The sequence below is a fragment of the Pantoea eucalypti genome, from assembly GCF_009646115.1.
Classification (GTDB): Bacteria; Pseudomonadota; Gammaproteobacteria; order Enterobacterales; family Enterobacteriaceae; genus Pantoea; species Pantoea eucalypti.
In genome coordinates this window covers 3,798,313-3,815,295 of record NZ_CP045720.1, presented here as the reverse complement: position 1 = coordinate 3,815,295, position 16,983 = coordinate 3,798,313, and the positions used below count along the sequence as shown (strand labels likewise).

Genomic DNA, 16,983 nt, shown 5'->3' with positions numbered 1-16,983 from the left:
TGTCGCTCCTTGTGTCAGGCTGCAAGCAGCACAGACTGCCAGCCTGACAGAGAGAGCAATCTGTGAAAGAGGATTGCCGTACTATGCGTGATTTTTTCCTGTGTTTTAAGCAACCTGGCGCAAAGTCGACATCTCTAATTGTAGACCAATCTTCCTGCCTGCGGGGTGCAAATCCGCCGCCGAGCGGTTAAGCACATCCACTGAAAGTTCCACGTCATGCGCGCGGATCCGATAGCGGATCACGTTGCCCAGCAGACTGTGGCTGAGAATTTCCGCAGGAATGCCCTGGTCTGGCGCGGTGAACAGCATCGATTCCGGACGAATGGCCACCTGGCTATTAAAAGGCTGACCAGTCAGTCGCGTTGCCTGTTCAGCACTCAACAGGTTGTAGTTGCCAATAAATCCGGCGGCGAACAGATCGACCGGCTGGGTATAGAGTGCTTCGGCATCGCCGTTCTGCACGATTTTGCCCCGGTTCATTAGCACGATGCGATCGGAGAGCGTCAGCGCCTCCTCCTGGTCATGGGTCACGAACAGGGTGGTGAGATTCAGCTCACGCTGGATGCGCCGGATCTGATCGCGCAGATGACGACGGATACGCGCATCCAGCGCCGACAGCGGCTCATCCAGTAGCAGCAGTCGCGGACGCGTCACCAGTGAACGCGCCAGCGCCACGCGCTGACACTGCCCGCCCGACAGCTGGTGCGGATAACGGCGCGCATAGTCGCTGAGTTCAACCAGCTCCAGCACCTCCAGCACCCGCTGGCGGATTTGTGCTTCGGGCAGTTTCTGCATCTTCAGGCCAAACGCGACGTTCTTCTCCACCGTCATGTTGGGAAACAGCGCATAACTCTGGAACACCATGCCGATGGCGCGCTTCTGCGGGGCCAGCGGCACAATATCTTTGCCTTCCAGCCGAATTTCACCGCTGTCGACGCTGGTTAGTCCCGCCAGACAGCGCAGCAGCGTTGATTTACCGCAGCCGCTGGGGCCAAGCAGGGTGACAAATTCCCCTTCAGCGGCGCTGAAATCGATCTGCTCGAAAATGGGCGTCGGTCCATAGGACTTGTTCAGCTCTCTGACCTCAAGGTAACTCATATTCAGCCTCGTTCGGGATTCAGGGCGTTGGCCAGCCAGGTGACCAGCAGCACCACAAAGAAGTAGGAGATCACCAGCGCGCTGGTGAAGTGACCGCTGCCGTTACGCATGTTGAAGAGGTAAACCTGCAGGGTTTCATAGCGGTTGCCGACCAGCAGGTTAGCGAAGACAAACTCACCAATCAGAAAGGAGAAAGAGAGCAGTACGGCAATCAGCATCCCTTTGCGCAGGTTGGGGAGCACCACCCAGATCGCTGCCTGCCAGGTACTGGCCCCCAGCAGCTGTGCAGCATCAATCAGCTCTTTGAGATTGATCGCCTGCATATTGTTCGACAGTGCCCGGTAGATAAAGGGGAGTGCGATAGTGAAATAACAGCCAATCAGGATCCACGGCGTGCCGGTCAGCATCAGTGGTGACGACGAGTAGAGCTGGAGTAATCCCACGGATGACACCACTGGCGGCACGGCGAACGGCATCAGGATCAGGATGTTCATTACTGAATCCAGCCGGGGAAAGTAGTAAGCAATTACAAACATGGCAGGCAGCACCAGCGCTAGCGAGAACAGCAGCGCACCAAAGCAAATCAGCAGCGAATGGCCCAGCGCCGTCAAAAATCGCGGGTCGCTCCAGAGCTGGATGAACCACTTCAGGCTGTAGCCCTGCGGCAGAATGGTATTGCTCCAGTCGGAGGAGATTGCATAAAGCAGCGTGGCCAGCAACGGCAGCGCCAGCAGAGTAAAGAGTAACCCGACCATGATTCGATGATAGAGGTGCTCAGCACGTGACATGACGGCTCCTTTCATGGCTGTTTCGCATTGAGATAGCTGCGGCGCACCAGATACTGCTGTACCAGGGTAATCAGCGCCATGATAGCCACCAGCAACATTGCCAGCGCGCTGCCGGTGTTGGGATCCAGCGAGATATCACCGGAAACCAATGCAGCGATGCGCACCGGAACCACGTTGAAATTACCGGTGGTCAGGGCGTAAATCGTGGCGTAAGCGCCGAGGGCATTCGCCAGCAGAATCACAAAGGTTCCGAGCAGCGCCGGGAAAAGAATTGGCAGTCCGATGTGCCACCAGTAGCGCCAGCGGCTGGCGCCCAGTAGTGCGGCCGACTCCTGCCACTCTTTTTTCAGCCCGTCGAAGGCGGGATAGAGCAGCAGCACGCCCAGCGGAATCTGAAACCAGGTGTAGACCAGTACCATGCCGTTGCGCGAGAAGAGTCTGAAGCTCTCAATCACACCATAATGGCGCAGCAGCAGCGTCAGGCAGCCGTTCAGCCCCAGCAGAATCACAAAGGCAAACGCCAGCGGGACACCGGCAAAGTTACTGGTCATGTTGGTAAAGGAGATAAGAAAGCGCTGCAGTCGTCCGCCGCCGAGCTGATGCAGCGAATAGCCGGTGACCAGCGCAATCAGTAATCCCCAGACGCTGGACCAGAGCGAGATATCCAGCGAAAATCGAAATGCCTGCTGGTAGAAGGGTGAGGTGAGGATGTCGTGATAGTTATCCCAGCCCCACTGGCTGTTCATGTCACTCCAGAAGCTGTTGATGGCGATCCACAACAGCGGTGCCAGCTGGAAGGCGACCCAGAACAGGGTGAAAGGTAACAGCAGCAGCAGTGCGACGCCTTTTCCCTTCATCTTTGTGACTCCGCCAGCAGGCCGCGGCAGACCGGCTTGTCATGCGCCACCTCAAGCAGTTCACACAGCGTGCCACACAGGTCGGTTTGCTGCGGCGCAAGGTCAGGCTGCAGCGAGAAAGCATGACCAAAGACAAACAGCGGCACCGTGGTCTCCTCCGGCAGAATCCCGCCGTGGGAGCGATCGTCATTCATGCCGTGATCGGCGGTCACCATCACCTGATAGCCCTCGGCCAGCCACAGCGGCATCCACTGCGACAGCAGGCCGTCGGCGATACGTGCCCGGTTGCGGTACTGCGGCGAAGAGAGCCCCGACTTATGACCGGCATCGTCGATATTCATCGGGTGGATCAGCAGAAAATCGGGATCGTGACGCAGCCGCAGGCTCTCCGCATCTTCAAACAGATGCGAGTCAGGATAGCTATCGTCAGAGTAGAAGTGGCCGAACTGAATGGGCAGGTCCGGCGCATCGGTGTGACGATCGCGCGCCGGAACGAACGGAGTGCGGTTGTAAAGCTCACTCACCCAGTGGTAGGCCGCCGCCGCCGTAGTCAGGCCCGCCGCACGCGCAAAGTGAAACACGCTGCGCTCGCGACTTAACCGGCTGACGCCATTATGAATAATGCCGCTTCTGACCGGCGGAACCCCGGTCAGAATGCACTCATAAAGCGGGCGCGACAGCGACGGCAATTCACAGGTCATACGGTAATAGAACCCGTTGCCCTGTGAACATTCGGCATGCAGGTAACCCATTGCATGTTGTGCGACCTGATTGCTCAGGCCGTCCAGCACTACCAGGATGGTCTTCATTCCGTTCTCCCTGCCGCGAATTACTGCTGCATGTTGATGATGACGTTTTCCTGCCACAGGCGCGGCAGCATTTTCGACGATTTATCCCAGGCAGCCTGATCCTTAACCGGACGGGCATTTTTATATTCTGATTGCGGCAGCAGGCGAGCCTGAACGTCTGCTGGCAGCGTCAGATGCTCAGCACGAATCGGGCGGGCATAGCCTTTAGCCAGATTGATCTGTCCCTGGTCTGAGAAGATATATTCGCGCGTCAATTTTGCGGCGTTAGGGTGTTTCGCATATTTGTTGATGATGGTGGTGTAGCCGGAGGTCACTGAGCCATCAGACGGAATCACCACTTCGTAGCGATTTCTGTCAATCTGGTCGCGGTAGTTAAGGGCGTTAAAGTCCCACACTACTGCCATCTGCACTTCACCTTTTTCAATGTTGGCAATCACCGGATCGGTCACGCCAAGACGCCCCTGTTTTGCCAGATCGGCAAAGAAGGCCAGCGCCGGTTTCAGGTTCTTCTCATCACCGCCTAAGGCGTAGTTGGCAGCCAGGACGCCGTTGGCCGCCTGAGCTGCCACGCCGACGTCACCGATAGTAACCACATACTTACCTTTCTTCAGATCGGCCCAGCTGTGGGGGATATCTTTAACCTGCTGCTTGTCGATCAGAAAAGCGATGGTGCCGGTATAAGCCAGTGCCCAGTTACCCTCTTTATCTTTGGCCCAGGCCGGAATCTGATCCCAGTGCGTCGGTTTGTAGGGCTGGGTTACACCCTTCGCGACAGCGATTGGACCAAAGGCGGCGCCCACATCGCCGATGTCAGCGCTGGCGTTCTCTTTCTCTGCATCAAATTTCGCCAGCTCCTGCGCCGATGACATATCGGTATCGCTGTGCTTAAGGCCATATTTGGTGCTGATGTCGTTCCAGGTATCTTTCCAGTTGGCCCAGCTGTCTGGCATCCCGACGCTGTTGACCTGACCTTCACTGCGCGCCGCTTTTTCCAGCGCGGCGAGGTCGTTATCGGCGGCCTGCGCAACGGGCAGGGTGAGGACTACAGCACTGGCTACTACAGAGGCGATAAACGCTTTCATCTCAGTTGCTCCGGGTGTAAGTTGATGGGCCTGGCTGGTCTAGTCCAGCAAGAACCGAGCCAATGTAGCCCCTCTATATGAACGATTTATGACAAAGCGGCGCTGTGCGGGGAATGGGCGATGAAAGACGTGGCGCGTTCGCCCGCCACAGGCGTGTTTATCTGACCAGTAAAAGTGCGAAGTCGCACCAAAATGAGGCTACTGTTGTGGAGTCGATAGCACTCAAAACGGCGGATGCGATAGCCAGCGCACTGCTGACACGCATTCAGGCAGGTGAGTTCAGCGGCGGACGCCTGCCGGCAGAGCGTGCCTTAAGCGAGGCGTTCAGCACCACGCGGATTACTCTGCGGGAAGCGCTGGGCAAGCTGGAAGCGCAGGGGATGATCTACCGTGAACTGCGTCGTGGCTGGTTTATCGCACCGCCGCGTCTGATCTACAACCCGCTGCATCACAGCCACTTTCATGCCATGGCGACGCAGCAGGGGCGTCAGGCAACCACTGAGGTGATCGCCGCTGAGCAGGTCGCGGCGCACGAGAGCGTAGCCACTGCGTTACGGCTGGCACCCGGCTCGGCGGTTTACTGCATACGCCGCCTGCGGCGCATTGATGGACGTGCGGTGCTCTATGTTGAGCACTACCTCAATCCCCGTTTTTTCCCTGGCCTGCTTGATGAAGACCTGACCCGTTCCCTGACCGATCTCTATGACCAGCGCTACGGTATTCGTTATGGCGGCGCGCGTTTTACGATTATGCCAGGCCCTTTACCCGAGGTCGCAGCGCCCACACTGAATGTGGCACCGGGCAGCCCCGGCTTGCTGATCACCCGCATCAACCGCAATCAGCAAACAGAGGTGATTGACTGCGATTGTGAATACTGGCGTTACGATGCGCTCTGTGTTGATGTGGAGGCCTGAGGCGTTATTGTGATTTGCGTCACACTCGCGCATGATGCTGCGCTAATAACTCCTTTTTAAAGGCGCAACATGAGTGACAAAAATCCTTTGGCCCGCCACCTTGCAACGGTACTGCAATGGGTGCTGAATCTGGGGCTACTGAGTCTGGCGATTATCCTGATCGTCTTTTTAGGCAAAGAAACGATTCATCTGGCAAACGTGCTGTTTAACACCAGCGAGCAGGCTTCCTCCTATCTGCTGATTGATGGAATCGTCATCTATTTCCTCTATTTCGAATTTATCGCCCTGATTGTTAAGTACTTTCAGTCGGGCTATCATTTTCCCCTGCGCTATTTTGTCTATATCGGGATCACGGCGATTATCCGCCTGATCATCGTCGACCATAAAAATCCCTTCGATACGCTCTGCTACTCTGCGGCGATTCTGATTCTTGTCGTCACCCTGTGGCTGGCAAACAGCAACCGGCTGAAACGCGAGTAATCCTCCTGCCGTCTGACACGACGGCAGGTGTTCGCATCGCCTCTCTGCGCTAAACTAGCGACCTGAAAATTATCGGGAGTGGTGCTATGTCGCAAGACGCACTCAGCTTATTACGTTCGCTCAACTGGCTTTCTCCGTCGCAGGCCACCCTTGCGCCGCCATTGCTTGACTGGCTGATGGAGGAGGATTCAATGACGCGCCGTTTTGAACAGCACTGTCAGCGGGTCACGGTTCAGCCGCTGCGTGAAGGCTTTATCGACGCCAGCGAGTTGGGTGAGGAAAGGGCGTTATTGCCAGACGACGAACGCTTCTGGCTGCGTGAAGTGCTGCTGTTCGGCGACGATCAGCCCTGGCTGGCTGGCCGCACGCTGGTGCCGGAAAGTACCCTCAACGGGCCAGAGGCGATGCTGCAACAGCTGGGCACCCGTCCTCTGGGTCGCTATCTTTTCTCCTCGTCGACGCTGACCCGCGATTTTATTGATCCGGGCCAGGTAGAGGGATTGTGGGGACGGCGTTCACGCCTGCGTCTTTCCGGCAAACCGCTGCTGCTGACTGAACTGTTTTTGCCGGCATCGCCGCTCTATCGCGATCTGGTCTGAGGATTCTGTGGTGCAAAATAGCGTAAGTATGAATAAGTGGCGGGCCTATGCTCGCCTGATGCGTATTGATAAACCGATCGGTACGCTGCTGCTGATGTGGCCAACGCTCTGGGCGTTATGGCTGGCGGATATGTCGATTCCGCCGCTGCCGGTGCTGGCGGTGTTTGTGGCCGGGGTTTTCGTGATGCGAGCAGCCGGTTGTGTGATCAATGACTACGCCGATCGGAAAGTCGATGGTCACGTTGAGCGCACAAAGCACCGTCCACTGGCCAGCGGCGCGGTCAGTGCAAAAGAGGCTAAGCTGCTGTTTGTGATTCTGGCGCTGGTGGCGTTTGCGCTGGTGCTGACCATGAATCTGATGACGATTATGCTCTCCGTCGTGGGGCTGGCGCTGGCCTGGGTCTATCCCTTTATGAAGCGCTATACCCATCTGCCGCAGGTCGTTTTGGGTGCCGCGTTTGGCTGGGCAATTCCCATGGCGTGGTCCGCAGTTAGTGAGTCCTTACCTCTGGTCTGCTGGCTGGTATTTATCGCTAATATCTGCTGGACGGTGGCTTATGACACGCAGTATGCGATGGTGGACCGGGATGATGATCTGAAGATTGGTGTGAAATCGACGGCGATTTTATTTGGTCGCTTCGACAAGCTGATCATTGGCCTGCTGCAACTGGCGACCCTGCTGCTGATGGCGCTGGTGGGCATGATGCTGCATCTGAATGGTGCCTTCTACTGGACGCTGCTGCTGGCGGCTGCGCTGTTTGTTTATCAGCAGAAGCTGATTGCCGGGCGCGAACGTCAGCCCTGCTTTCAGGCTTTCCTGAATAACAACTACGTCGGGATGGTGCTGTTCCTGGGCGTACTGATGAATACGCCGCCGTTCAGTCAGCTGTTCTGAAAGTTTTGGGCATAAAAAAGGCGACCTCATGAGGTCGCCTTTTTACAATGCGCGCGGCGGTCAGTCGTGCGCCACCGCGGTTTCAATCGTCATGCGGACATCACTGGTGACCAGGTCAGCCAGAATATGCCAGGTCGCCAGGGTCTGCGCGACATCGGCATCACCGCTGTCGCTGATATACCCTTCATCACGCAACGTCAGTACCAGTGAGGTAAAGACCGCTTTGTCGAAGAACTCCGGCGCATTGATTCCGTGCAACACTGACAGACGCTGTGCCAGCGTCCGGCTCTCTTTCTCCAGCGTGCCACGGTTAATCGTCGGCTTGGCGCTGAGAATCGAGAAGGTAATGGCATAACGCTGCAGCGTTTCGCGCACACCAGCAGCCAGCAGTTGCAGCGTGCGATAGCGTGCTGCGGTAAAGCGCAACTCACCCGCTTCGAAGGTAATCAGGCCCTGACGTGCCAGCTCCTGACTTACGTCAGTCAGCAGTTGTGGCAGCTCATTGGTCTGCCAGCGCAGGAACAGTTCACTCTTCAGCATCGGATAGACCAGGCTCACCTGACGCAGCAGTTCCGCTTCACTCAGCGTCTGATGTTGCTGAACAATGGCGGCAATCAGCGACGGCATCACCAGCATGTGATGAATGTTGTTACGGTAGTAGGTCATCAACACTGCCTGCTCACGTGGCAGAATGATGATGTCGCCAATACTGTCTTTTTCACTCTCAAATTTGTTCATACCCAGGGCGTGATCCAGCAGCGCTTCCGCGGAAAGATCGGGTACGGTCGCATTGGGCGAATAAGGCACATTACGCAGCAACTGGGTATAGCACTCCAGCTGTTCAATCAGCTGTTCACGGGTTAGTGAGCGCTGACGTGACGCCAGCAGCGCCGTGACACAGAGGTTCATCGCGTTAGCCGCGCCCGCTTCATTAATACGCACCATCAGACTGGCCGCGATGTCATTAACGGTCGGCGTTAACCAGCTCGGACGTTGCGGCTCAATCGGATCGATCGCGTCGCGCCATTCCGGCACCCGCTTATTGAGATAGTTGACCAGCGGCAGCGGTTCGCCGAAGTTAACGTAACCCTGACCGAGATTGCGCAGCTTGCGTAAGCCGCGCACCATCTGCATGAAGCCCTCTTTCTCTTTGGCTGCACCGCGTAGTTCTTTGGCGTAAGTGCCCACTTCCATCACGTGCTCATAACCGATGTAGATCGGCACCAGCGTGATGGGGCGATTTCCGCCGCGCAGCATCGCCTGTAAGGTCATGGCTAAGGTGCCGGTTTTCGGGTCCAGCAGGCGACCGGTACGTGAACGGCCTCCTTCGACAAAGTATTCAACTGAATAGCCGCGGGTGAACAGCTCGCCGAGATATTCGCGGAATACCGTGGCGTAAAGCTTATTGCCTTTAAAGGTACGACGAATAAAGAAGGCGCCCAGACGACGGAAAATCGGTCCGGCTGGCCAGAAGTTGAGATTGATACCCGCGGCAATGTGCGGCGGCACCAGCCCCTGATGATAGAGCACATAGGAGAGCAGCAGATAATCCATATGGCTGCGATGGCAGGGTACATAGACAATCTCGTGGCCATCCTGCGCCAGCTGGCGAACTTTTTCACCGCCATTGACGTTGATGCCCTGATAGAGACGACTCCAGAGCCAGCCCATCACACGGTCGGTGACGCGAATGGCTTCATAGGAGAAGTTAGCAGCGATCTCTTCCATCATCTCAACAGCATTCTGCTGGGCTTTCTCATGGGAGATTTTTTTGCTGCGCGCTTCATCTTCGACGGCTTTTTCAATCGCTTTGGATTGCAGCAGACGATTAAACAGATCCTGACGCGCCGGTAAACGCGGGCCGATCGCCGCCAGTCGCTGACGGGCAAAATGGATGCGTGCCACGCGAGCCAGTTTCTGGGCAATCGACTTGTCCGTACCGTGTTCCGTTGCCATGCGGCGCAGCGAGACGGTCGGCGAGAAGCGGACAAAACTGTCACGTCCGTGCCAGATGACCGCAAAGAATTTCTGCACCCCATTCAGCACACGCAGATGCGGCGTCGCTTCGCCCTGGACTTCACGTCCTGGCGCACGACCAAACATCACGGTGACCGGCAGCATCTGAATATCCAGCTCAGGATTATTGCGATGCAGGTCGAGGTAATCGTGAAAGATTTTTACCGATTCAACGCTGGGCACAAAATAGGGGAATACGCGTGGGCCATTATGAATAAACACGTGGCGCGGCAGCAGCGAACCATCAATCTCCAGCGGAATCAGCGGATCGGGCAGATGATGCCGCAGACACTGTGCGCGTAAAGTCAGTAAGTCAGCCTTCGAATCGTAAGGCAAAACATACATAATAGGTCGGGTCGGATCCAGACCATGTTCAGACACGGGATCGGCCGGAATGGCCTTACTTTTTACCAAAAAGGAGAGTGGTAAATTAAGTAATTTGTAATAGAGTTTACGCCAACCTGACATAGACAACATGAAGCCTCTTGTTAGCAAAGCGCCGCAAGCATACCAGAAAGCGCAGCGAAGATCTGTGGTGGTGCCAATTGCACGCAGCCCAGACATTGACGTCAATTGAATGAAAGGGTTCCCACATCATGGCAAATAATGCCACCGGACTTATCAGAATAGTAAAAGCCGCAGGCTACTCCTGGCAGGGACTGCGTGCCGCCTGGCAGCATGAAGCCGCCTTTCGGCAGGAAGCCCTGGCTGCGCTGGCCGCTATTATTATCGCGTGCTGGCTGGATGTCGATGTGATCGCCCGCATCCTCATGATTGGCGCCGTGGTGCTGGTCGTCATTGTCGAAATCCTCAATAGCGCCATTGAAGCGGTGGTTGACCGGATTGGTCAGGAACATCATCCCCTGGCGGGCCGGGCCAAAGACATGGGCTCGGCGGCGGTACTGATCAGCATCTTACTGGCCCTGTTTGTCTGGGTCGCGCTGCTCTGGACACATTTGCGATAAGCCTTCCATAACGCGCCTGAGGGCGCGTTTTCCCTGACAATCGGTTTCCATTTCGCCAATACCTGTATATACTCACAGCGACTGTATAAACAACCAGGGGGCGGGATGAAAGCATTAACCAGCAGGCAGCAGCAGGTCTATGACCTGATTCGCGACCATATATCTTCAACGGGCATGCCGCCTACGCGTGCAGAGATCGCCGCGCAACTGGGCTTCCGTTCGCCAAATGCGGCTGAAGAGCATCTGAAAGCGCTGGCGCGTAAAGGCGTTATTGAGATCGTTTCGGGTGCATCACGCGGCATTCGTCTGTTAATGGAAGAAGAAGTTTCAGAAGGACTACCGCTGATTGGCCGGGTTGCTGCCGGTGAGCCGATCATGGCGCAGGAACATATCGAAACCCACTACAAAGTGGATCCGGGCCTGTTCAAGCCTTCTGCCGACTTCCTGCTGCGCGTCAGCGGAATGTCGATGAAAGATATCGGGATTATGGACGGCGACCTGCTCGCGGTACATAAAACCCAGGATGTGCGCAACGGTCAGGTTGTCGTTGCACGCATTGATGATGAAGTCACCGTTAAACGCTGGAAAAAGCAGGGTGCTATCGTGCATCTTCTGCCTGAAAACAGCGATTTTGACCCTATCGTGGTCGACACCCGTGCGCAGTCACTGACCATTGAAGGTCTTGCGGTTGGCGTGGTGCGTAACGGCGAGTGGCTTTGATTCTGAGGCCTGCGTGCATTCGCCTTTTCTGATGCTATTCTGTCTGCCCTAATTTTGTTGCCTGCTTTGCTGCAGCGACACTGAGCACGGAACGGCGAATGCGCTTTATCACGGCAACGGATAAAAATCTCTGGCGGCTTGCGCTGCCGATGATCCTTTCAAATATCACCGTTCCCTTACTGGGCGTGGTCGATACTGCAGTTATTGGTCATCTCGACAGCCCTGTCTATCTTGGCGGGGTTGCGGTCGGGACCACAGTGACCAGCTTCCTCTTTATGCTGCTGCTTTTCCTTCGAATGAGTACCACTGGCCTGACGGCGCAGGCGTTTGGTGCGGGCGATAAAACCGCTCTGGCACGCGCGCTGACGCAGCCGCTGATCATTGCGCTGCTGGCCGGCGTGCTGTTCATCGCATTGCGTTATCCGATTATTCAGCTGGCGACCCATCTGGTAGGTGGCAATCCTGATGTACTGGAACAGGCGGCGCTGTTTATTCAGATTCGCTGGCTCAGTGCACCTGCCACGCTGGCAAACCTGGTCATCCTGGGCTGGCTGTTGGGCGTTCAGTATGCGCGGGCGCCGGTAATCCTGCTGATAGTGGGCAATCTGGTGAACATCGTGCTCGATCTCTGGCTGGTGATGGGGCTGCACTGGGGTGTCGCGGGAGCAGCAACCGCCACGGCGCTGGCGGAGTACATCACGCTGGGCGTCGGCGGCATCATGGTCTGGCGGGTGTTAAAGCTGCGCGGTATTACGTTTAATCTGCTGAAGCAGAGCTGGCGCGGTGACAGCGGCCGACTGCTGCGACTGAACCGGGATATCATGTTGCGCTCTCTGATGCTGCAGCTCTGTTTCGCCTCGCTGACCGTGCTGGGTGCGCGGCTGGGTCCGGACGTGGTGGCGGTTAACGCGGTATTACTGATGTTCATTACCTTTACTGCCTACGCGCTGGATGGTTTTGCCTACGCGGTTGAAGCTTTTGCCGGCGAAGCGCATGGCGCAAAAGATGGCAGTAAATTGCAGCACGTCTGGCACTCAGCCTGTCGGCAGGCGGTGGTAGTCGCGCTCTTCTTCTCGCTGGTTTATGCCATTTTTGGCCCGCAGATTGTTACCCTGCTGACCTCGCTTGAGTCACTGCAGCAGACAGCTGACCGCTATCTGGTCTGGCAGATAATCATGCCGCTGATCGGCGTCTGGTGTTATCTGCTGGATGGAATGTTCATCGGGGCGACACGTGGACGCGAGATGCGTAACAGTATGGTCGTGGCGGCGGCTGGCTACTTTCTGACGCTGCTCAGCGTACCGTTGCTGGGCAACCACGGTCTCTGGCTGGCGGTGACGGTATTCCTGGCGCTGCGCGGCCTGTCACTGTGGCTCATCTGGCGTAAGCACTGGCGTCAGAACAGCTGGTTTGAGGCGTGATCCAGCAGCGCTGACCCGGGAGGATACGGATTATTCTGTATTATTCTGCATTTTTGAAATTGGCTACTACAATTAACTCTAACAAGCGAAGTTAACCCGCGCTTTGTATCGTTATTTTGTTAAGCAGCAAGATAATTATTTAACCCGAGGATTGGAGATCTGCCATGAACAAAGATGAAGCGAGCGGTAACTGGAAGCAGTTCAAAGGCAAAATGAAAGAGAAATGGGGCAAGCTGACCGACGATGATATGCAGGTTATCGAAGGTAAACGCGATCAGCTGGTCGGTAAAATCCAGGAACGCTACGGCTATGCAAAAGATGAAGCAGAGCGCGAAGTAGCAGACTGGGAAGGCACCAATAAAGATTACCGCTGGTAATCAGCGCATTCCCCGATAGCCCGCTAAAATCGTTCCGGCGCGCCTGCACCGGAACAGTACAGGGACGGAACCGCACAAGGATGTGCCCGTCAGCCGCGTTTTCCCCGCTTTTTACCCTCATCCTGATGATTATGATCGCAACTCTCATGGTGCGTGCAGGCTTCAACGACGGCACAACTTTCACATAAACCATGTGCTTCAATCACGCTGTGGCGTAATGCAAACTGCGCTTCACCCGCCAGTGTCGCGATAATCTTTTCTACGCCCTGTGCCTGTTTCTCTGTAACGGCTGCACAACGGTCACAGACCAGCATGACTGACGTATGTGCCGGTGCTTCAAAGTGGTGACACATGACGTAGCTATTGTTGGATTCCACCCGATGAATGAAACCCTGTTCCAGCAGGAAATCCAGCGCCCGATAGACCGTGGGCGGCTTAGCCTGTGGTTCGCTGACGCGAAGTTGATCCAGCAGGTCGTAGGCGCTGATAGAGCCCGGCTGTTCCGCCATCAGGCGCAACACCTCAGCACGTTGCGAAGTCAGACGCACACCGCGCTGCAGGCACATTTTTTCGGCCTGAATCAAAATTTGCTGCGACGTCATGTTGGTCATGAAAATTCTCCGCTGGATAAGTGATGTTATTTTATCACACATAGTTTCGCGGTGCTGAGGTTGGTTTTTGTCTGATAAAACAGCATTATTCGCCTGATAAAGCAGCATATTTAGAATTCAGCCCGCTTTTTATCTCAAATATGACGATAATTCAGATCCATTCTGCAACCGTCTGAAGCGGAATTTGTTGGCATTTTGCTTTGCATCTCACTGAGTTAAGAAGTAATGTTCAGAAAGACTTAAGAAAAGTCTGGCATTGTTTGAAATGCACCGATGCAGTCTGAACTATTACAACGGTTTTTTGATTGGAAAACGTCCAATCCTTTGAATTAAGACACTGTTTCCTTTGAATTCACAGCAATAACGCGTTAGCCAGGGTTCACAATAGGGCTAACAAACTATTCAGTCGTTGAATGTTTCAATGACAATTTCTCAGGTGATGGCAGGCAAATGGTGAAAAAATCCGCTCAACGTTCAGCGCTGAAGTACTCCGCTGTAGTGACCGCGCTTTTCCTTTCTTCTTCCGCCATGGCGGCAGGGACCTGGTACGATGCACGTAATGACGCCATGGGTGGCACCGGCGTAGCATCTTCTCTTTATGGTTCCGCAGTGCTGGCGAACCCGGCATTGATGACGCGTGCTAAACCCGACGATAACGTCAGCATTATTGTTCCTTCAGCGGGTATTCAGGTTACTGACAAAGATAAGCTGCTTGATAAAGTTGATGATATTTCGGACACCGTGGATCGTTACCGCACAGTGCTGAATAACTTTACGCCAGCGGATTTCTTCCGCGGCTACCCTGAATTACGCGCCGCCTCCGGCGATGTCGCTAACAAACTCAGCGATTTGCGTGGCAACAAAGCGGATGGCAGTGCGGGTGCGGCCGTGGCCGTGACCATCCCCAATGAGACCCTGCCTTTCGCCTTTATCACCAAAGCCTACGGAACCGCGCACGTCCGCGCCAATGTCGTACAGGGTGATATCGACTATCTGCGCGGTGTTGCTGACGGTACGCGGTTCCCACGTCCTGGCGATCAAAATAACCTGCGCTCCAGCGCCAATGGCCTGGCGGCACTGACCACCGATTACGGTGTCGCGGTGGCGCATGAGTTCACCATCGCCGGTCAGCCAGTATCTGTTGGTGTGACGCCAAAAGTGCAGAAAACCTGGCTCTATAACTATACCGCCAGCATCTACAACTACGACAAGAACGACATCAACAATAGTAAGTATCGCAGCACCGACACCGGCTTTAACGTTGATGCCGGTCTGGCGACCACCTTTGCTGAAAACTGGACGCTGGGCGTGACCGGACAGAACCTGGTTTCACGCGATCTGCAGACCAGAGAGGTCAATGGTTACCGCGACACCTACCAGATTCGCCCGCTGGTCACCACCGGTCTCTCCTGGGATAAAGGTCCGTTTACCGTGACGGGCGATGTGGATCTGACTGAAACCAAACGCTTCAAAAGCCAGGATAACAGCCAGTATGCGGCGGTGGGCGCGGAATACCGCGTATTTGACTGGCTGCAGCTGCGTGGCGGTTATCGTGCGGACATGCGTTCTCACGACGAGAATGTCGCCACAGCAGGTTTTGGTGTGTCACCGTTTAACAAAGCCGTCCATCTGGATCTGGCTGGCTCAGTGGGTGCTAACAACACCTGGGGCGCGATGATGCAGCTCGGCTTTAACTTCTAACCGCGTTATTCAGGCTGTCGGGGTCGGGCGATGCACTATCGCCCGACCTTGTGTTATCCTTGCACAGAATTCCATCATCTTTAATTACCGGATTGCCTGCGCTTCATGTCTAATTTCTCTTCGCAACGCTTCTCTATTGCCCCTATGCTCGACTGGACCGATCGTCACTGTCGCTATTTTCATCGTCAGCTGACCGGCGATACGCTGCTCTACACCGAAATGGTGACCACGGGCGCGATCATTCATGGCAAAGGGGATTACCTGGCTTACAGTGAGGCGGAACATCCGGTCGCATTGCAGCTCGGTGGAAGCGATCCGGCGGCGCTGGCGCAGTGCGCGAAGCTGGCAGAGCAGCGTGGCTACGATGAAGTGAACCTCAATGTCGGCTGTCCCTCCGATCGCGTACAAAATGGTCGTTTCGGTGCCTGCCTGATGGCCGAAGCGAATCTGGTTGCGGATGCCATTAAAGCGATGCGCGACGTGGTCTCCATTCCGGTCACGGTGAAAACCCGCATCGGGATTGATGAGCTGGATAGCTATGAATTCCTGACTGATTTCATCGGCACGGTGGCGGGACGCGGCGAGTGCGAGACATTTATCATTCATGCGCGCAAAGCCTGGCTCTCTGGCCTCAGCCCTAAAGAGAACCGCGAAATTCCCCCGCTGGATTATCCACGCGTCTATCAGCTGAAACGCGATTTTCCGCATCTGACGATCGCGCTGAATGGCGGCGTGAAAACGCTGGAAGAGGCACAGACTCATCTGCAACACCTCGATGGTGTGATGATGGGACGTGAAGCCTATCAAAACCCCGGCATTCTGGCGCAGGTCGATCAGACGTTGTTTGGTCGTCAGCATCCGGCGGCTAACCCGGTGGACGTGGTGCGCGCCATGTACCCCTACATTGAAGCGGAACTGGCGAAGGGCACCTATCTGGGGCACGTCACGCGCCATATGCTGGGACTGTTCCAGGGCATTCCCGGCGCCCGTCAATGGCGACGCCACCTGAGTGAAAACGCCCACAAACCGGGTGCTGATGTCCGTGTGCTGGAAGCCGCGCTGGCGCTGGTAGCGGATAAGATCCCGCAGGAAGCCTGATCTGCAATCCCGTCCTGAAAAACCAGCCATCAGGGCTGGTTTTTTTTACGCCACTTTATGGTTTTTTTCGCCAAAGCGTCATGCGGCTTTTGATTTTTATTATATAAAAATCAATGAATTAATGGTTGGCACGCTTCTTGTAATAGCGATAACAATCGATTTCAAAAAAGGAGCGCTGACGTGGAAATATTATTCGTATTAGGGTTTTTCCTGATGCTGTTGCTGACCGGTGTTTCGCTGATTGGTGTGCTGGCGGCACTGGTTGTCGCAACCATCGTGATGTTTGTCGGTGGACTGTTCGCACTCGTGATCAAAGTATTGCCGTGGCTGGTGCTGGCGGTGATCGCTGTATGGCTGCATCGGGCCTTTTTTGGCGACAGCGATGCGCGAGCGCGTCGTAAGCTGAGACGTAAAATCGACAGGCTGGACCGTAAAGGCTGGCGCTAAATGCGGTGATGATCACACTGTGAGAGATTGCTCAGCGCTGAACTGCAATTAACCATACTTTTTACTTATGTTTTCTGGCAGGATGCCTGAGGTCAAATCGATGTG

Annotated in this window: 18 protein-coding genes; 11 read left to right on the top strand and 7 right to left on the bottom strand. The window is 55.4% G+C overall.

Features of this window, described 5'->3' with window-relative positions; all coding sequences use genetic code 11:
- Window positions 1-105: 105 nt before the first annotated feature.
- From EE896_RS17825 to EE896_RS17805, 5 genes are read right to left on the bottom strand one after another with little or no spacing between them, the layout of a single operon-like run.
- The gene (locus EE896_RS17825; RefSeq protein ID WP_003855804.1) at window positions 106-1,098 is read right to left on the bottom strand and encodes an ABC transporter ATP-binding protein; all 993 of its coding nucleotides are present in this window, start codon (window positions 1,096-1,098) and stop codon (window positions 106-108) included.
- A gap of 2 nt (window positions 1,099-1,100) precedes the next feature.
- Window positions 1,101-1,886 (bottom strand): ABC transporter permease, encoded by a 786-nt coding sequence (locus EE896_RS17820; RefSeq protein ID WP_003855803.1) that lies wholly within the window; start codon window positions 1,884-1,886, stop codon window positions 1,101-1,103.
- An 11-nt stretch (window positions 1,887-1,897) separates the two neighbouring features.
- Window positions 1,898-2,743, bottom strand: a complete 846-nt coding sequence (locus EE896_RS17815; protein WP_003855801.1) for an ABC transporter permease — start codon at window positions 2,741-2,743, stop codon at window positions 1,898-1,900.
- Window positions 2,740-3,552: an alkaline phosphatase family protein gene (locus EE896_RS17810; protein WP_003855799.1), complete on the bottom strand. Its 813-nt coding sequence runs from the start codon at window positions 3,550-3,552 to the stop codon at window positions 2,740-2,742. Before EE896_RS17810 ends, EE896_RS17815 begins: the two co-directional genes overlap by 4 nt.
- A gap of 20 nt (window positions 3,553-3,572) precedes the next feature.
- Window positions 3,573-4,634: an ABC transporter substrate-binding protein gene (locus tag EE896_RS17805; protein ID WP_008926600.1), complete on the bottom strand. Its 1,062-nt coding sequence runs from the start codon at window positions 4,632-4,634 to the stop codon at window positions 3,573-3,575.
- Between the two features lie 206 nt (window positions 4,635-4,840).
- On the opposite strand from EE896_RS17805, the gene EE896_RS17800 reads away from it, so the two are divergent.
- The 4 genes from EE896_RS17800 to ubiA all read left to right on the top strand — a co-directional run bounded on the left by EE896_RS17800 (window position 4,841) and on the right by ubiA (window position 7,522).
- Complete coding sequence (locus tag EE896_RS17800; protein ID WP_181405310.1) at window positions 4,841-5,548, top strand: UTRA domain-containing protein; 708 nt, start codon at window positions 4,841-4,843, stop codon at window positions 5,546-5,548.
- Between the two features lie 69 nt (window positions 5,549-5,617).
- Window positions 5,618-6,028 (top strand): phosphate-starvation-inducible protein PsiE, encoded by a 411-nt coding sequence (gene psiE, locus EE896_RS17795; RefSeq protein WP_003855792.1) that lies wholly within the window; start codon window positions 5,618-5,620, stop codon window positions 6,026-6,028.
- A gap of 86 nt (window positions 6,029-6,114) precedes the next feature.
- Window positions 6,115-6,627, top strand: a complete 513-nt coding sequence (gene ubiC / locus EE896_RS17790) for a chorismate lyase (RefSeq protein WP_003855790.1) — start codon at window positions 6,115-6,117, stop codon at window positions 6,625-6,627.
- A 10-nt stretch (window positions 6,628-6,637) separates the two neighbouring features.
- The gene (ubiA, locus tag EE896_RS17785) at window positions 6,638-7,522 is read left to right on the top strand and encodes a 4-hydroxybenzoate octaprenyltransferase (RefSeq protein WP_003855787.1); all 885 of its coding nucleotides are present in this window, start codon (window positions 6,638-6,640) and stop codon (window positions 7,520-7,522) included.
- 60 nt (window positions 7,523-7,582) lie between these two features.
- On the opposite strand, the gene plsB is transcribed toward ubiA, so the two are convergent.
- Window positions 7,583-10,006, bottom strand: a complete 2,424-nt coding sequence (plsB, locus tag EE896_RS17780) for a glycerol-3-phosphate 1-O-acyltransferase PlsB (protein ID WP_140916139.1) — start codon at window positions 10,004-10,006, stop codon at window positions 7,583-7,585.
- A gap of 128 nt (window positions 10,007-10,134) precedes the next feature.
- On the opposite strand from plsB, the gene EE896_RS17775 reads away from it, so the two are divergent.
- The 4 genes from EE896_RS17775 to EE896_RS17760 all read left to right on the top strand — a co-directional run bounded on the left by EE896_RS17775 (window position 10,135) and on the right by EE896_RS17760 (window position 13,021).
- Complete coding sequence (locus EE896_RS17775; protein WP_003855779.1) at window positions 10,135-10,503, top strand: diacylglycerol kinase; 369 nt, start codon at window positions 10,135-10,137, stop codon at window positions 10,501-10,503.
- Between the two features lie 105 nt (window positions 10,504-10,608).
- Window positions 10,609-11,223 (top strand): transcriptional repressor LexA, encoded by a 615-nt coding sequence (gene lexA, locus EE896_RS17770; RefSeq protein WP_003855777.1) that lies wholly within the window; start codon window positions 10,609-10,611, stop codon window positions 11,221-11,223.
- Between the two features lie 98 nt (window positions 11,224-11,321).
- Window positions 11,322-12,644, top strand: coding sequence for an MATE family efflux transporter DinF (gene dinF, locus EE896_RS17765; protein ID WP_039660678.1), 1,323 nt, complete (start codon window positions 11,322-11,324; stop codon window positions 12,642-12,644).
- A 164-nt stretch (window positions 12,645-12,808) separates the two neighbouring features.
- Window positions 12,809-13,021, top strand: a complete 213-nt coding sequence (locus EE896_RS17760) for a CsbD family protein (protein WP_003855774.1) — start codon at window positions 12,809-12,811, stop codon at window positions 13,019-13,021.
- A gap of 89 nt (window positions 13,022-13,110) precedes the next feature.
- Here the strand turns inward: EE896_RS17760 and zur are convergent, their stop codons facing one another.
- Complete coding sequence (gene zur, locus EE896_RS17755; protein ID WP_033763401.1) at window positions 13,111-13,632, bottom strand: zinc uptake transcriptional repressor Zur; 522 nt, start codon at window positions 13,630-13,632, stop codon at window positions 13,111-13,113.
- 450 nt (window positions 13,633-14,082) lie between these two features.
- On the opposite strand from zur, the gene EE896_RS17750 reads away from it, so the two are divergent.
- The 3 genes from EE896_RS17750 (at window position 14,083) to pspG (ending at window position 16,878) form a co-directional block, all read left to right on the top strand.
- On the top strand, window positions 14,083-15,333 hold the full coding sequence (locus tag EE896_RS17750) for a conjugal transfer protein TraF (RefSeq protein ID WP_003855763.1): 1,251 nt from the start codon (window positions 14,083-14,085) through the stop codon (window positions 15,331-15,333).
- A 105-nt stretch (window positions 15,334-15,438) separates the two neighbouring features.
- A complete protein-coding gene (gene dusA, locus EE896_RS17745; protein ID WP_003855761.1) occupies window positions 15,439-16,431 on the top strand; it encodes a tRNA dihydrouridine(20/20a) synthase DusA in 993 nt (330 codons plus the stop codon).
- A gap of 180 nt (window positions 16,432-16,611) precedes the next feature.
- Window positions 16,612-16,878 (top strand): envelope stress response protein PspG, encoded by a 267-nt coding sequence (gene pspG / locus EE896_RS17740; RefSeq protein WP_003855759.1) that lies wholly within the window; start codon window positions 16,612-16,614, stop codon window positions 16,876-16,878.
- Window positions 16,879-16,983: the final 105 nt, after the last annotated feature.